General features: G+C 40.3%; 16 protein-coding genes. 13 read left to right on the top strand and 3 right to left on the bottom strand.

Annotated elements, in window-relative coordinates; all coding sequences use genetic code 11:
- Positions 1-99 precede the first annotated feature (99 nt).
- Entirely contained in the window at positions 100-567 is a 468-nt protein-coding gene (locus tag MKL33_RS17445; protein WP_044100134.1) for a MarR family winged helix-turn-helix transcriptional regulator, read from the bottom strand.
- Positions 568-716: 149 nt separating this feature from the next.
- Between MKL33_RS17445 and MKL33_RS17440 the strand changes: the two genes are divergently transcribed.
- The 13 genes from MKL33_RS17440 (at position 717) to MKL33_RS17380 (ending at position 14,997) form a co-directional block, all read left to right on the top strand.
- Positions 717-1,826 carry an amidase gene (locus MKL33_RS17440; RefSeq protein WP_270907434.1) on the top strand — a complete coding sequence of 370 codons (1,110 nt, stop codon included), beginning with the start codon at positions 717-719 and terminating at the stop codon, positions 1,824-1,826.
- A 36-nt stretch (positions 1,827-1,862) separates the two neighbouring features.
- Positions 1,863-3,011 (top strand): acyl-CoA dehydrogenase family protein, encoded by a 1,149-nt coding sequence (locus tag MKL33_RS17435; protein WP_270907446.1) that lies wholly within the window; start codon positions 1,863-1,865, stop codon positions 3,009-3,011.
- 28 nt (positions 3,012-3,039) lie between these two features.
- Positions 3,040-3,399, top strand: coding sequence for a hypothetical protein (locus MKL33_RS17430; protein WP_000387554.1), 360 nt, complete (start codon positions 3,040-3,042; stop codon positions 3,397-3,399).
- A 10-nt stretch (positions 3,400-3,409) separates the two neighbouring features.
- A complete protein-coding gene (locus tag MKL33_RS17425; protein ID WP_270907433.1) occupies positions 3,410-3,937 on the top strand; it encodes a nuclear transport factor 2 family protein in 528 nt (175 codons plus the stop codon).
- Positions 3,938-3,966: 29 nt separating this feature from the next.
- Entirely contained in the window at positions 3,967-5,244 is a 1,278-nt protein-coding gene (locus tag MKL33_RS17420; protein ID WP_005074154.1) for an aromatic ring-hydroxylating oxygenase subunit alpha, read from the top strand.
- Between the two features lie 10 nt (positions 5,245-5,254).
- The gene (locus MKL33_RS17415; protein WP_001056940.1) at positions 5,255-5,740 is read left to right on the top strand and encodes an aromatic-ring-hydroxylating dioxygenase subunit beta; all 486 of its coding nucleotides are present in this window, start codon (positions 5,255-5,257) and stop codon (positions 5,738-5,740) included.
- Positions 5,741-5,750: 10 nt separating this feature from the next.
- Positions 5,751-6,488 (top strand): SDR family NAD(P)-dependent oxidoreductase, encoded by a 738-nt coding sequence (locus MKL33_RS17410; protein ID WP_005069114.1) that lies wholly within the window; start codon positions 5,751-5,753, stop codon positions 6,486-6,488.
- Positions 6,489-6,522: 34 nt separating this feature from the next.
- Positions 6,523-7,476, top strand: coding sequence for a PDR/VanB family oxidoreductase (locus MKL33_RS17405; RefSeq protein WP_270907432.1), 954 nt, complete (start codon positions 6,523-6,525; stop codon positions 7,474-7,476).
- 45 nt (positions 7,477-7,521) lie between these two features.
- On the top strand, positions 7,522-8,478 hold the full coding sequence (locus tag MKL33_RS17400; RefSeq protein WP_270907431.1) for a p-hydroxyphenylacetate 3-hydroxylase reductase component: 957 nt from the start codon (positions 7,522-7,524) through the stop codon (positions 8,476-8,478).
- 198 nt (positions 8,479-8,676) lie between these two features.
- Entirely contained in the window at positions 8,677-9,591 is a 915-nt protein-coding gene (gene feaR / locus MKL33_RS17395; RefSeq protein WP_078224332.1) for a transcriptional regulator FeaR, read from the top strand.
- 208 nt (positions 9,592-9,799) lie between these two features.
- A complete protein-coding gene (tynA, locus tag MKL33_RS17390; protein WP_270907430.1) occupies positions 9,800-12,115 on the top strand; it encodes a primary-amine oxidase in 2,316 nt (771 codons plus the stop codon).
- A gap of 142 nt (positions 12,116-12,257) precedes the next feature.
- The gene (locus MKL33_RS17385; RefSeq protein ID WP_270907445.1) at positions 12,258-13,475 is read left to right on the top strand and encodes a hypothetical protein; all 1,218 of its coding nucleotides are present in this window, start codon (positions 12,258-12,260) and stop codon (positions 13,473-13,475) included.
- A 34-nt stretch (positions 13,476-13,509) separates the two neighbouring features.
- Positions 13,510-14,997 (top strand): NAD-dependent phenylacetaldehyde dehydrogenase, encoded by a 1,488-nt coding sequence (locus tag MKL33_RS17380; RefSeq protein ID WP_270907429.1) that lies wholly within the window; start codon positions 13,510-13,512, stop codon positions 14,995-14,997.
- A gap of 63 nt (positions 14,998-15,060) precedes the next feature.
- On the opposite strand, the gene pcaD is transcribed toward MKL33_RS17380, so the two are convergent.
- The gene (gene pcaD, locus MKL33_RS17375; protein ID WP_057086181.1) at positions 15,061-15,840 is read right to left on the bottom strand and encodes a 3-oxoadipate enol-lactonase; all 780 of its coding nucleotides are present in this window, start codon (positions 15,838-15,840) and stop codon (positions 15,061-15,063) included.
- A 10-nt stretch (positions 15,841-15,850) separates the two neighbouring features.
- Positions 15,851-16,999, bottom strand: a 1,149-nt coding sequence (gene pcaF, locus MKL33_RS17370) for a 3-oxoadipyl-CoA thiolase (RefSeq protein ID WP_270907428.1), incomplete at its 5' end; no start/stop codon positions are given.

The raw sequence follows: 16,999 nt of genomic DNA, 5'->3' as shown, positions 1-16,999 counted from the left end.
TTTGATTTTATTAATTTTTATTGTTTTAACAAAAGAGCAGCTAAAGAAAAAGAAATTTTAACTGCTCTAAAAGAGCTAATTTATCATGATGAGAAATATTTAGCTGGATGGCATCAGGTCAAATAATTTCTTTAACTGGTTATTTAAAGTATGCAGCTCGTCTTCTGAAAAAGCATTCAGGATGCCTGCCAAGGTGACCACACTAATTTGATTAATCTGTTCAACCAGTTCAATACCTTTGGCCGTTAATTTCACCATCGAGATCCGTTCATCAGAAGTAGAAGAGTAGACCTCGACAATTCCATCTTCTACCAAGCGATATACAGCTTTTGTTGCCGTCGTTAATTTTAAAGTAGAAAGATTGGCAATGTCGGTAATACTGGCTTCCCCAAGGGCATTAGTGCTTAAAATAATTTTACGGCGTGTATTATCAATACCTAGCTTTTTTATTGATTTTTCAATCAGTTGTGAATACTTTCCATTCACTTGGGAAACCCAAAAAAAAGGGAAATTTTGAATACTCGACGGTTCTTTATTAGGAAGAAATTGTTCTAAATGATCAAGCATAGCTAAGCAATAACTTAGTGAAAAAAGGGTAATCCTATTATAAACAAAATTTTGCATATTTCCTTGAGAACAAATTATAAAAAATACTTGACAATTCCATTAAATTTTCCGATATTTTAATTAATGAATAAAAATACATGGAAAAGTGAATGAATATTGTTAGCCAAAGCGTGCACAAAGGACGTGGCAAGCTCAAGGTCATGGTCAAGGACACAATTGATATTCAAGGCCTAAAAACCATTGCTGGCAGTCGAGCTTTATTAAATGTTGAACCTGCTCAAGATGATGCTGAGGTTGTTAAAAACATCTTGAAAGCTGACTGCGAAATTATTGGCAAGACAAATTTGCAGGAATTGGCTTTCGGTATTACAGGCATTAACCATGCTTTTGGTACACCTATTAACCCTAAATATCCTGAACTTATTCCAGGTGGCTCTTCGAGTGGTTCGGCTGCGGCAGTTGCTGCTAAACAAGCTGACTTTACTCTAGGCACAGACACTGGCGGCTCTATTCGTATGCCCGCTGCGTGCTGCGGAGTTTTTGGTTTAAAACCGACTTTTGGCCGTGTTAGCAGAAAAGGCGTATATCCGCCGTCAAGTTCTCTGGATTGCGTTGGTCCTTTTGCAAATTCAGTCGAGATGATTGAAAAGGCCATGCAAATTATTGATCCAACTTTTAAATCTACTGAATTTACTAGTGCACCAAAAATTGCTGTTTTAGATGTAAAAGCAGATGAGATTATTTGGAATTGTATTTATCAAGCATTTCAAAAAGCGAATTTAGAGACCGTTTTAGAAAAAGTTGAACATTTTGAAGCGGCTTATGATGCAGGCATGCAGATTATTAATTATGAAAATTGGCAAGCTTTTGGTGAATTAACTCAAACGGGCTTAATTGGTTCTGATGTAAATGGTCGTTTATTAAAAGCTGCCGCAACAACTCTAGAGCAAGTGAAACAAGCAGAAGTTGTGAGAGCGCAGCTGACCCAAGAACTCGATGCTTTATTAGAAAAATATGATGCATTGGTTCTACCGACACTTCCGCAAATTCCACCGAAAGTTTCTGAAGCTGAAAACACTGTCGCTTTTTTGAATCTTACAGCTTTAGTTCGACCATTTAATTTATCAGGTCATCCAGCCATTTCAGTGCCACTTGAAACCAGTGAAGGTTTACCAGTGGGCTTACAGATCGTATCAAAGCATCAAAAAGATGAGCAATTATGCGCTATAGCTAAATTTTGTGTTGATGCAATGCAATAAATTACAAGGAGTTAGATGATGAATAAGTTGTCTAAAATGGAGTTTGCTTCTCAAGACAAAGCAGTTGACTTAGACGCTTTGTGTCAAGAAATTCGTGAGCGTGCCTGTACAGGTGAATTTGATAATCAGGCATATGTGAGCCAAGACATTATCGAAAAACTTAAACAGATTGGCGTTTACCGTGCATTAGTTCCTAAGCGTTTTGGTGGTGAAGAATGGTCTCCACGGCAGTTTTGTGAATTGATCGAGACATTATCTAAAGCTGATGGTTCAGTCGGTTGGGTGGCAAGTTTCGGTATGAGCCCTGCGTATTTAGGAAGTTTGCCTGAAGATACACTGAAAGAATTATACCAAAACGGACCAGATGTGGTGTTTGCCGGAGGTATTTTCCCGCCACAACCTGCTGAAATTACCGATGAAGGTGTAGTAGTTCGTGGACGTTGGAAATTTTCCAGCGGTTGCATGGGAGCTGACATTGTTGGTGTGGGGATTTCACCGCTTAAAAACAATGAAATGCAAGGCTTACCTCGCATGGCAGTGATGCCTGCGAAAAAAGCCAAAATCGAAATGACTTGGGACACCGTTGGCCTAAAAGGTACGGGAAGCCATGATTTAGTCGTTGAAGACGTATTAGTTGAAAAGAAATGGACCTTTGTACGTGGTGAACCTTCAAAACTAAGCGAACCATTTTTTAAATATCCGTCGCTTTCTTTAGCGACTCAAGTATTAACCGTGGTGGGTATTGGGGTTGCAGCTGCCGCATTAGAAGAATTTGAAAAACTGGCGCCGGGTAAAGCATCCATTACAGGCGGTTCAGAAATTGCCAACCGCCCAGTGACTCAATATGAGTTTGCTCAGGCAGATGCAGAATTTCAGGCTGCAAAATCTTGGTTTTATCAAACCATGGATATTGTCTGGAATGAAATTATTGCTGGTCGTGAAGCAACTGCTGAACAAATTAGCGATATTCGTCTGGCATGTACCCATGCAGCGCGAGTTTCCGCCAAAGTCACCCGAAAAATGCAAATGCTTGCGGGCATGACAGCGATTTATACCAACAATCCATTTAGCCGTTTTGTGAATGACACCAACGTGGTGACTCAGCATGCCTTTATGGGTGATGCAACTTTACAAAATGCAGGCTCAATCAGTTTCGGGTTAAAACCAACCCCAGGTTATTTATAAGTTTTAATTTTTTAAAAAGGATATTGAAATGGAAGCTAAAAAATCATTACGCGTTTTGTTCTGCATGGGTATTAACCAAAACTTTTTTGACGCAGAGCCAGCTGAAGCAAAAGCAGTTTGGGCAGCATTTGGTGAAATGTGGAATGGCATTCATGATTTACCGGGCGTACATGTTTTTGGAAATCTTGATGATGACCAAAGCATGGTTGGCCCAAGTGCTGGCTGGCCATGGACAACATACTTGCTTGCAGATGTTCCGGATATTGAAACCGTACATGCCGCTTGTAACTTGTTTAGAACGACCGTGGTGGGTGAAGGGCCATACAAACTTTGGAAATATTGCAAAGTTGAAGCTCGTGTTGGGCGTGAATTGATTATCCAACGTTAAGGCGAACGCAATGACTGACAAAGTGAATATTGCAGAAATCTTAGAGCGACTAGAACAGTTAGAAGCGCACAACGCGATTCGTAACTGCCTGAACCGTTATATGGAAATCTGCGACGAGCTTAATGCAAATACAGACCTTGATGAGCTAATGAATCTTTTTGATCAAGACTGTATTTGGGAAGGTATTGGTGAGAAATATGCCAAATCCTTTGGCCGTTATGATTCTTGGCAGTCGATTTACGACATGTTTAAAAGCTATACCCAAAAAGAATCTCACTTTGTTATGAATGCACACTTTGTAAATTCAGAACAAATTTATGTAAATCAGAATGATGCAAATGCTTCTTGGCTCATGTTGCAAACTTCAACCTTTAAAGATGGCCGTAGTCATCTGAATGCAGCAAAGCTCAATGTGAAGTTTCAAAAGCAAGCAGATGGAACATGGAAAATTAAACATTTCCAAACACAGAATATTTTCAGTCGTCCGGTATCGCATTGGCACAGTGAAGCTGAATTGCCGGTACCTTCCCAGGAATGACCCAGGACATATTTAAAAGGACTATTGATATGAACAGTATTATCCCAACGCATAACATTGGCATTGATTACGATGCTTTGGTTCAAAGTGACCGTGCTCATACTTCTCTTTATAAAGATGAACGTATCTTTGATGAAGAAATGGAAAAAATCTTTTATAGCACTTGGGTCTGGGTTGCACATGCCAGCGAAATTCCAGAAGGCGGAAGCTATAAAACGATTAACATCGGTAAACAGCCTGTTGTGGCGGTACGTGACCGTAAAAAGAAAGTCCATGTACTTTTAAACCGTTGTCGTCACCGTGCAGCAACCGTATGCGAACATAAAAAAGGAAAAACTAATAGTTTTGTATGTCCGTACCACGGTTGGAGTTATGCACTTGACGGTAGTTTACGTGGTGTACCATCTCCGGAAAGCTACGGCGATTGTTTAGATAAATCAGAATTGCCACTGGTGAGTCTACGGGTAGAAGAATATAACGGGATGATCTTCGCTTCATTTAAAGAAGACATTCAACCGCTTGAAGAGTTCCTTGGGCCTGCAAAAAAATGGATTGACCTATTTATGAAACAGGGCGCGGGTTATCCAATTAAAGTGTTGGGTGAACACCGTTTCCGTTTCCCGGGTAACTGGAAAATCCAGCTTGAAAATACCACCGATGCATATCACTTCCCGTTGGTACATAAGTCATTCTTAAGTTCTGTCGATGAAAAAACAGAAGAACTCTTTAACTTCGAAAACCAACCGGGTTTTGTTGAAGACTTAGGTAATGGTCACAGTGTTATGGTGATGATTCCTGAACTGGTTGATCTAGACGAAGAGCTTATGGAGCGACCAATTCAAGAGCGCTTTGAAGACTTGGCTCAAGCTTTGCGTGACGAAGGCCATGAAGAGTTAGAAGTACGCCGTATTGTTCGTGCAGTCGGTGGTTCTGGCTTTAACTTAAACTTATTCCCGAATATTGCATGTTCGATGGCGTTCTTCCGTGTGTTACAGCCAATTTCAGTTGCTGAAACAGAAATTCATCACTCGGTAATTACGATGGATGGTGGCCCACAAATTGCCAACCAATATCGCTTACGTTTGCATGAACATTTCCAAGGTCCATTTGGTTTTGGTACGCCAGATGACTCAGAAGCTTGGGAGCGCGTACAACACGGTGCCAATGCGGGTAATGATTTATGGATCATGTTGAACCGCGGTTTGCCGGGCGAAGTCAAAACTGAAGACGGCTTAAAAAGTGATGTCAGTGCTGAAACAGGTATGCGCGCAGCATACCAGCAGTGGAAAAAGATGATGACGGCTTAAGGAGAGAGCAATGAATATGAATCTGCAATTATTAAATGAAGTCACTGCTTTCATCTGGGCTGAAGCAGATATGTTAGACCACAGCGAGTACCGTGAATGGCTTAATTTATGGAATGAAAAAGGGGTTTATATCATTCCAATTGACCCGAACCTCACAGACTACGAAAACAACTTAAATTATGCCTATGACGATAATCATATGCGTACTTTACGTGTACAGCGTCTTGAAAATGGTGAGGCAATTTCTACGGCACCAAAGGCGAATACGGTACGCAGTATTTCGCGAGTACGAGTCATTCAAGACCAAGATGATGAAATCGTTTTACGCTGTGCTCAAAACTTACGTGAATTCCGTAAAGAAAACCTCAAGCATTACACAGCTGATATTACCTACCATCTAACTCGTGATGCTGATACTGGTTTCAAGATTAACCGTAAAATCATTAACTTGGTTAACTCAACCGATACCTTAGCTGGTATTAGCTACATTCTTTAGGAGCGGTAACATGAAACAGGTTGTTTTAGTGACAGGTGCTGCTTCTGGACTCGGTAATGTGATTGCTGAATATTTTGCGAGCCAAGGCCATCAAGTGATTTTGTCGGCAAGTACGCTTGAAAAAGCCGAAAATGCCAAGGCACAAAGTCAATATGCACAAAATATGTTTCCCTTGAAATTAGATATTTCTGTCGAAGCAGATTTTCATGCTGCCGTGCAATGGATTGAAGAGAAATTTTCTAAACTTGATGTGTTAATTAACAATGCCACCGTCACCAAAGCAACGCCAGTATTAGAAATTACCGCAGCCGATTTTGATTGGGTGACCCAAGTCAACCAACGCGGTACCTTCCAAGCTTGCCAAATTATTGGTCAATATATGGCTAAAAAGGGTTATGGACGCATCATAAATATGGCGTCTCTAGCAGGACAAAATGGCGGTACTGCAACAGGTGCACACTATGCGGCAACCAAAGGTGCGATTGTGACGTTAACCAAAATCTTTGCTAAAGAGTTTGCGGCAAAAGGCGTTACGGTCAATGCAGTTGCTCCGGGACCAATGGAATCACCAATTGTTCATAGTGTGGTGCCAGACGAAAAAATGGAACAGTTCATCCAGAATATTCCGGTTAAATCCTTAGGAAGTATGCACTTTATTGCTGAAACTTGTGGGTTGCTTGCGAGTCCAAATGCAGGGTTTGTGACTGGTGCGACATGGGATATTAACGGTGGTTTATTCATGCGCTAAGCCACGAGCTTACGCATGAAAAGGGAGTTGAATCATGACTACACTTTATGATGTTGTCGTTAAAAATCGCCATGTGGAAGGTGGAAATATTGCAGTTATGGAGTTTGAATCTGCAACTTCTGCTGCATTACCAAAGGTTGAACCCGGTGCACATATTGATGTGCATTTACCAAATGGCATGGTGCGCCAATATTCGCTTTGCCAAAATCCAAATGACGAAGGAAAGTTTCGCCTTGGAATTTTACGTGACCCTGAATCACGTGGTGGTTCAATATCCGCTTTTGATGAAATTAAAGATGGCATGCAAATTCAGGTCAGTGAGCCAAAAAATTTATTTCCACTTTTAAAAGCCAAACACAGTGTTTTGATTGGCGGTGGAATCGGGATTACGCCATTAATCACGATGGCATATCAACTTGCACATGAAGGTGAATCATTTGAGCTTCACTACTGCGGCGCTAGCCCAGAAAACTGTGCTTTCGTTGATGAAATTAAAAATGGTGAGTTAGCAAAACACACAACTTTTCATTTTAAATCGGAAGGTGCAAGCCACCGAGCATTTTTTGAATCTGCTATTAAAGATATTGACCTAGAGAGCCATATTTACACCTGTGGTCCAGTCGGTTTCATGGACTGGGTGATTAACCTTGCCACGACTCACGATTTTCCTGAGCAGCAAATCCACAAAGAATATTTCCAAGTTGAAACTGACACCTCGGGAGATTCATTTGAGGTGGTGGCTGAGCGGAGCGGAAAAATCATTATGGTTGAAGCTGGTGAAACCATTTTGCAGGCTTTGGCTAAAGAAGGCATCGACATTGAAATGTCTTGTGAGCAAGGCGTATGCGGAACCTGTATGTGCGATGTAATTGAAGGCGAACCTGATCATCGAGATGTTTATTTTACTGATGAAGAAAAATCCAGCAATGAGCAAATATTAGTGTGCTGTTCACGCTCTAAAACACCGAGACTAGTTTTAGATATCTAATGCTCTCGCGATTTATATGGATGTAAGAGAAGGTTTAGGAGAAAGATGATGAATGTATTACAACAAATAGATGAGTTTACGGTCGATCCACTACAGTTCCGACGAGCATTAGGAAATTTTGCAACAGGCGTTACCATTGTTACTGCACAAAATGCACAAGGTGAGAAAGTTGGTGTAACCGCAAATAGTTTTAACTCGGTGTCACTCGATCCACCACTTATTTTGTGGAGCATTGATAAAAAGTCTTCAAGCTTTTCAGTGTTTGAAGAAGCGACACATTTTGCAGTCAATATTTTATCGGGTACGCAAATTGAGCTATCTAATAAGTTTTCGAGACGCAATATTGATAAATTTGCCGACACAAATTTTCAACTTGGCGCAGGACGTGCACCCATTTTAGAAAATTGTTCTGCGGTGTTTGAGTGCGAACGCTATCAAGTGATTGAAGGTGGTGACCACTGGATTATTGTTGGTAAAGTGGTTCGTTTCCATGACCAAGGTCGAAGCCCGCTGGTTTACCATCAAGGTGCATATTCTTGTGTCATGCCGCATCCAAGCCTTCAAGTTAAGCAAACTGAAGAGAACGGCGTAGACCAAACACATTATGGGCACTTATATAACAATGTCTGCTATTTGATGAGCCGTGCTTTTAAAGCTTATCAAACCGACTATATTCCTAAGCAAATGGCTTCTGGTTTCCGGACCAGTGAATCACGGCTGTTGCTCGTTTTGGCCAGTGGTACTGCTTCAAGTAAGGAAGATTTACCGCGTGATATTGCTATGCCAATGCAAGAAGTTGAAAGATCAGCTGAAATTCTAAAATTTGAAGGCTTATTGGTTGATCACGATAATTTGTATGCACTAACCGAGAAATGTAAACAAACGGCGCAGTATTTGTTTGATATTGCCGATAGCCATCAAAATGAGGTATTTAAAAAGTATTCTGAGGAACAAAAGGATATTTTTATTACCATGCTGCGAGATTTTGCAGGAGTAGCATAAGTCCCATTAAGCTGATAAATTGAATGGATTTATCAGCTTCTTTACATCTAGCTGACTATCAGCAAAACAATTCCAAGGATAAGGAATTTTTGGCACACAATTTGTTTATCAATAAAACAAGATTGCAAATACGCCAAGACAGTGCACCACCACAAACGCAAAATTTTGAGCGGTGGCACATGTATAGAGAGGTAAGGGATGAACCAATATGTAAGCGATGCATTACTCACATGGACGCACCATATTAAAAGTGTGTGCGGCAATTTTGAAACCGATTTTGACGGAACCCGTAATTTATTCATTGGTGAAGTTCAGTGCTTTTTATTGGGCGATACTGAAATTGCTTTTATTAAAAACAATGCCAATAAAATTGTCCGAAAAGCCGATGAAATCGATCGAGTGAATAATCGTTTTTGTTTTTTGATTTTGCAGTATTCGGGAAAAATGCTGCTCGAATATAAAAATGAAACCTTAAGCCTAAATGAAGGCGATATTGTGTTGGTCGACCCAGTCGAAACAATTTCGATGTACCCGCAAGGTTTGGTAAGCCAGATTTCAGTGCACCTGTCGCGTGAAAAATTACTGAAAGAAAATATTAGTACTGAATATTTTGGAAAACTGATTACTCAAAATATGAGTGGTTTTTTACTCAAGAATATTTTGAAAAATATGTCTGCTGAAAACATTAAGCTTTGGTACGCAACCGAAGACGGTAATGCTTTTGAAGATGCGCTGATTGCTTTAATCAAACCCACAATCAATTATAAAAATGTTCATAGCTCCAATAATCTGATGGAAAAAGCCGAGCGATATATTATAGAAAACTTAGCAAAACCAGATTTAACACCTAAATTAATTGCAGAGCATATTGGGGTATCACTACGACATCTCTACCGTTTGTTCCTTCAAGAAAATTTATCTATTAACAAATACATACAGCTCAAACGCCTAGAAAAAGTCAAAGCAGATTTGCTCGATAAAAGAAATAAACAAAGCTCAATTACCCAAGTTGCCTTGAAATGGGGTTTTTGGGACGGTGCTCATTTTTCAAAAATCTTTAAAAAGACTTATGGTATTTCTCCTAAAGAATTTAGAGAGGGTATGTCGGTTTAATTCTTTCATCTCTCAATGTCATTTTTAGACAAATTCGACGTCATTCTTGAACAAGCTAGCCCTATGTAACTGTGTTGAAATTAAATTCATTAGAGCAGGTTAGATAAGCTTAATAACCATAAAACTATTAAGTTGGTCTAATGAATTTCACTCACAGGAAGTGCATTTTAACTATCTGATTCAGATAGTTCAGGGATAGATGTAAAGGATGAAACCAATGCGTAAACAACGATTATTGAATGACATACAAAAAATACTGGCACTTAACTTATCAATCGCTGCAAGCTTTTGGGGACTCAATACTCAAGCGTTTGCACATGGTGGAAAGGCCGACATGGTCTCACTTTATCAAAACATGAGTGAGCAAGGCGCTAAAGTTGTCAAAGACGATTTTACTAATACTTATATGATTACCAAAGGCTCTATGGTGGTTCGAGCTAAACCTAATTCAGATCAGGTTTTGGTGAACGGCAAACCTTTCAAACTCAGTGTGCCTTTATTAATTAAAGATGGTAAACCTGTTATTGGAAAAGATTTTTTTAATGAAGTATTCCAGTCTGGTTTAGACCAAACTTTTAAAATTGAAAATACGTTTCACCCGCTCAATAGCTTAAATTCTGATGAAATTAAAAAGACCTTTGATGTGATTAACCGCTCGAAATACGCCTATAAAAATATGCGTTTTGCCGAGTTAAAGCTTAAAGAGCCTGAAAAAGCAAAAGTTTGGGATTACTTTATTAATCACAAAGAATTTAAAGAAGATCGTATTGCCTCATTTATTTTGTTAAAGGGGAGTCAAGCGATTGAAGGTGAAGTTAATCTTAACACTCAACAAGTCACAAAATGGAATGTACTGAAAGACACTCATGGAATGGTGTTACTCGATAATTTTGAAGCTGTACAACGTGTAATTGAGACAAGTAAAGAATATCAGGAAGCTTTACGGAAACGCGGTATTACCGATGTGAAGAAAGTGATTGCTACACCGCTAACTGTTGGATATTTTGGCGGTAAAGATGGTTTGGATAAACAACTCAATATATTAAAAGTCGTCGCTTACCTCGATGTAGGCGATGGTAATTATTGGGCGCATCCAATTGAAAATTTAGTTGCTGTAGTCGATTTAGATAAAGAAAAAATTATTAAGATTGAAGAAGGTGCGATCATTCCTGTGCCGATGGCAAATCGACCTTATATGTCGAATAAGCCCGTAGCAAGTAAGCTAAAACCACTCAATATTTCTGAACCTGACGGTAAGAACTTTAGCATTACAGGTCAAACCATACATTGGGGCAACTGGTGTTTGCATGTGGCGTTAGATTCTCGTGTTGGCTTACAGCTTTCAACCGTGACCTATAAAGATAAAGGCGTTAAGCGTAAAGTCATGTATGAAGGGAACTTGGGTGGAATGGTAGTTCCATATGGTGACCCTGATATTGGTTGGTACTTCAAATCTTATTTGGACTCTGGCGAATATGGTATGGGAACACTTACCTCATCTATTCTTCCGGGAACTGATGCACCCGACAACGCTGTTTTACTTGATGCTGTGATTGCAGATTATAAAGGCCAGCCACAAGTGATTCCAAATGCCATTGCTGTGTTTGAACGTTATGCTGGGCCTGAATATAAACATCACGAAATTTTTGGTAATCAAGATGCCAGTGAAGCCCGCCGTGAACTTGTTGTGCGCTGGATTAGTACGGTTGGAAACTACGATTACATGTTTGACTGGGTATTTGCCCAAAATGGTGTAATTGGGATTAATGCGGGTGCAACGGGTATTGAAGCTGTTAAAGGCGTTAAATCACGCACCATGCATGACAGTACCGCAAAAGAAGACACCAAATATGGAACTTTAATTGACCATAATATTGTCGGTACAACGCACCAACATATCTATAACTTCCGCTTAGACATGGATGTAGATGGGGAAAACAACAGCTTTATGCATATGGACCCTGTGGTGAAAGCCAATGACAAAGGTGGTGTTCGTACAAGCTCAATGCAAATTGATAGTAAAGTCATTACGAATGAGCAAAATGCGGCTGAAAAATTTGATCCGTCTACCATTCGCTTACTTACGAATTTCAATAAGGAAAATAAATTAGGCAATCCGGTTTCTTACCAATTAATTCCGTTTGCAGGTGGAACACACCCTGTGGCAAAAGGAGCCAATTTCTCTAAAGATGAATGGTTATTTAAACGTTTGAACTTTATGGATAAGCAAATTTGGGTGACTCAGTACAATCCAGACGAACGCTATCCTGAAGGGAAATATTCAAACCGTTCAACTCATGACACAGGCTTAGGGCAGTTCATTGGCAACAATGAAAATATTGAAAATAAAGACCTTGTGGTCTGGATGACAACAGGTACAACCCATGTGGCACGTGCTGAAGAGTGGCCAATCATGCCAACAGAATGGGTTTATACCCTAATCAAACCTTGGAACTTCTTTGACAACACCCCGACTTTAAATTTGGGTGAAGAAGAGCAAAGCACACAGCACGACCATCACTAAAGACCAACATGACGAGGATGGGTAACGAATAAATTACCCATATCTGAGCACGGTTAGGCCGTTCGCAAAAAGGAATTTCTCAATGAAAAATTTATTTTCTCAGGTTATGAGAGGGACTTTCTTTGTCTCATTTTTTTCAACTGTGCATGCTGGTGAGCTTGAAATTAACCCAACTTTTGAAGCAACTTTTGGGGCTTTTAGTAGTGGTAAAAGCTATAACGGCGAAAACTTAGATGATGAAAGAATCAATTGGCAAGAAGGCCATCTTAAATATGGTGCTAAAGGGCAATATACCTTTAAAAACAATCAACTCTATGCAAGCTTGAGCGGTATTAGCTCGGCAACATTTGGTGATGGCGACGCAGGCCAAAATAGTAATGGCAAAGAACGTAAAACAGATATAAATGAATGGGTCATTGGCTTTAAAGATGGCACCAATAAAGATGAGTTGACGACTTATGATTTAAGTATCGGTCGACAAAATATCATGATTGGTGATGGGTTCTTTATTGCGGGTGATGCGTTAAATCTTGGTAAAACGCCTGCGGATGGTGCACTCGATCGGGGCGGCGCATATTATCTGGCAGCTCGTCGAAGCTTTGATTTTACAAGTTTGCTTCAATATAAACCGCAAGAGAATACAACGTTAAAGCTGGCTTATTTAAAGTCCGACAATAAAGCACAATTTTCCCCAGAACTCTTTGTGACTGATCTGATGTATCAGCTTAAAGATAAGGGCGTTGGGTTTACCTATTTAAACGTATTAGACCTTAAAGATGCTGAACAGGTTTCAGGACGACAAGACCTTAAAAATTATGCTTTACGCTTGAATTATCAACCTTTGCCAGAGCTGCAAGTTAAGACTGAGTTTGTAGTTCAAGATAAAAAAGATAGCCACGAAAATGCTGGCTACTTAGCGCTGAACTATAACTTTTTATCTTCAAAATATACGCCCTCATTAGGTTATCGTTTTAGCCATTTTTCAGACCAATACGATCCGATGTTTTATGGAAATACGGTCGGGTTCGGCACGTGGTTTCAAGGTGAAGTTGCCGGAAACTATGCTGGTCCATTCAATAAAAATGCCGATATTCATCAAATTTCTTACAGTATGAATCTAAAAGAAAATTTTATGTTGGGTGCTTTGGCCTATAAGTTCAAAACAGTAAATAAGTCTTTAACTAATGTAGATGGACATGAGCTGGATGTCTTTTCAGTCTGGTCGGTCAATAAAAAATTCAATGTTATTCCTTTAGTTGGGCTCTATAAACCGAAACACGATATTCATAGTGGTGGTACACAAAACTATGATTACAAAACCAATGTCTATGCGCAGTTAATTTTGCAATACATCTATTAATAGATCCTTTTAAATGAATTGAGAGAAATAAAAAATGAGTGAAGTTAAGATTTTACAAAGCGTGCAGCAATTTATGGCACGTCAACATGGACATTTTATTGATGGAAAACTAGTTGCTGCCGAGCATTTAGATAAAGTGGATATTTTGAATCCATCGACTGAACAAGTGGTTGCTCAAATTAGTATGGGTAGTCAACAAGATGTCGAAAGCGCCGTGAAAAGCGCTGAACATGCTTTTCAGAATGCTTGGGCTGAAACTACGCCGTATGAACGTGGCGTTAGACTAAATAAGTTAGCAGATTTAATTGAGCAAAATGGTGAAGAACTTGCTCAGCTCGAGACGTTGTCTACAGGAAAACTTATCAATATTTCAAGGCATCTTGAAGTCGCACAATCTGTTATTTTCTTAAGATATTTTGCAGGCTGGGCAACCAAAATTAATGGTCAAACCATGCAACCTTCTATTCCTTCTATGCAAGGTGAAAAATATACGGCCTTTACTTTAAGACAGCCTATTGGCGTGGTTGCAGGGATTGTGCCTTGGAATTTTTCACTGATGATTGGTGTTTGGAAAATCGGTTCAGCTTTAACAACTGGCTGTACCATTGTGCTTAAACCAAGTGAGTTTGCCAGCTTATCTTTATTACGTTTAGCCGAACTTGCCATCGAGGCAGGTATTCCGGCAGGTGTGATTAATGTGGTTACGGGTAAGGGCGATACAGGACAATATTTAATTGAGTCACCACTCGTTAAGAAAGTCTCATTTACAGGTTCAGTACCAACAGGCATTGCGATTGGTAAGCTCGCGATGAGCAGCGATTTAACCCGTGTAAGTCTAGAGTTAGGCGGTAAAAATGCCATAGCTGTTTTGGCTGATGCAAATATTGATGAGATTTTACCGACTTTATTACAAGCAACTTTTGTACATCAAGGTCAAGTTTGCGCATCCCCAGAGCGTTTTTTTGTACACCATACAAAACATGATGAACTAGTCGAGAAGCTCTCGAAAGCACTCTCTGGTTTCAAAATTGGATCGGCTATGGATGAGGGAAGTATGTTTGGTCCACTCTCGAATCAGCCACACTTTCATAAAGTAAAACATTATTTAGATATGGCTAAAGCCAACAACCAGATTATTGCGGGTGGTGAGGCTCTAGATCGATCAGGATATTTTGTACAGCCGACTTTAATTTCCTTCAAAAATACGGATGATCCTTTATTTTCGGAAGAAACTTTTGGACCAGTGGTCGGAGTAATGCCATTCGAAACTGATGAAGAACTTATTCAACTTATGAATCAGTCGCGTTTTGGTCTAACTGCAAGTATTTGGACAAATGATTTATCTAAAGCCTTACGTTTAATTCCTAAGATTGAAGCAGGGACCTTATGGGTCAATATGCATACGTTCTTAGATCCATCTGTTCCATTTGGTGGGGTAAAAGCTTCGGGAATTGGCAGAGAGTTTTCAGATGCATTTATCGAAGATTACACTGAATTAAAATCAGTCATGATTCGGTATTAATTTTAAAAACTAAATGCAGATATAAAAAATGGCCCCTATAGGCCATTTTTTTGAATCATTAAATTAACCTAATAAAAAATCCTTTAGGATTTTATTAAAAGCTTCTGGTTGCTCGACATTAGAAATATGAGAGGCATCTATTTCTGCAAGTTGTGATTGCGGAATACGTTGCTGCATAAACTCGCCATCTGCAACTGTCGTTACAGGGTCTTGAGTTCCAGCAACCACCAATACAGAAATTTTGATATCTTTTAATTGCTCACGGACATCCGCTTTAGCCAAAGCCTCACAACAATTGGCATAACCCATTGCGCTGCCAGCATTTAAGTCGTTACATAGGTTGTTGACAATAGAAGGATGACTTTGGATAAAGGGATCTGTAAACCATCGCGAAGCTGCTGTAGCGGCGATTGGTTGTAAACCTTGCTCACGTACTAGTTTTGCACGGTCAAGCCATGCTTGTTCTTGTCCAATTTTAGCGGCAGTATTTGCCACAACCACATGACTAAAACGGTCAGGGTAGTGAATCGCCAGCCATTGACCGGTTAAACCACCCATAGAAATTCCACAAAAAGCAGCTTTACTAATATTCAGATGATCCAGTAAACGGACAACATCTTCACCTAATTGCTCTACAGTATATGGGCCGTCAGGCGTAGACGATGAACCGTGGCCACGTGTGTCATAACAGATCACAAAAAATTGATCTTTTAATTCATTAAACTGTTTTTGCCACATACCGTAGTTAGTGCCTAAAGAATTGGAAAACACCAGAGCAGGGGAAGATGGCTCACCAAAAGTTTGATAGTTAATTTGTGCATCGGCAGATTGAAAAGATGGCATTTGTTTCTCCTTAAAGTGCTTCAACACGTTCAATAATCAATGCGATGCCTTGACCCACACCAATACACATTGAACACAAGGCATAACGACCACCTGTCTGTTCAAGCTGGTTCAAGGCTGTAGTCACGAGGCGTGCACCTGATGCACCAAGTGGATGGCCCAAAGCAATGGCACCACCATTTGGATTCACCTTGTGAGAATCATCTGGCAAACCTAAATCACGGGTCACAGCCAAAGCTTGTGCAGCAAAGGCTTCATTGAGCTCAATTACATCCATTTGCTCTAAAGTCAGGTTGGCTTGTTTAAGTAATTTTTTAATGGCTGGTGCTGGAGCAAAGCCCATAATGCGTGGTTCTACACCCACTGCTGTTGAAGCAATGATCTTGGCACGTGGTTTGAGGTTATAAGCCTGAACTGCTTCGTCAGATGCAATCAGTAGAGCTGCTGCACCATCGTTAATGCCTGAAGCATTACCCGCAGTGACTGTGCCATCTGCTTTAACTACAGGTTTAAGTTTGCTTAAGCCTTCAAGTGTGGTCGATGCACGAGGATGTTCATCGGTATCAATCACAACAGCATCACCCTTACGCTGAGGGATTTCAACTGCCACGATTTCTTTAGAAAAAAAGCCTTTGGCTTGCGCGCTTGCGGTGCGTTGTTGGCTCACCAAGGCAAACTGGTCCTGATCTGCACGATTAACGTTGAACTGTTCAGCCACGTTTTCGGCAGTCTGGGGCATGGTGTCTACACCATACAATTCTTTAAGTTTTGGGTTAATGAAGCGCCACCCCATGGTAGTGTCTTCAATCTTCTGGCTACGGCCAAAGGCACTGTCTGACTTACCCATCACATAAGGTGCACGGCTCATACTTTCTACACCACCTGCAATCACCAAGTTCGCTTCACCAGCCTTAATGGCACGGGCAGCAATGGCAATGGCATCGAGTGATGAACCACACAAACGGTTAATGGTGGTTGCTGGCACCTGATACGGTAAACCTGCAAGTAGAGCTGACATACGGCCGACATTACGGTTATCTTCACCGGCTTGGTTGGCACAGCCATAAATCACATCATCGACCTGTTCCCAATCTACATTCGGGTTACGCTGCATGAGCGCTTTAATCGGCACAGCACCAAGGTCATCGGCACGGACAGG

This window comes from Acinetobacter sp. AOR43_HL, from assembly GCF_027854635.1.
In the GTDB taxonomy this organism is placed as follows: Bacteria; Pseudomonadota; Gammaproteobacteria; order Pseudomonadales; family Moraxellaceae; genus Acinetobacter; species Acinetobacter pittii.
The sequence above is the reverse complement of the archived record's forward strand: the minus strand, read 5'-3'. Positions and strand labels throughout refer to the sequence as shown.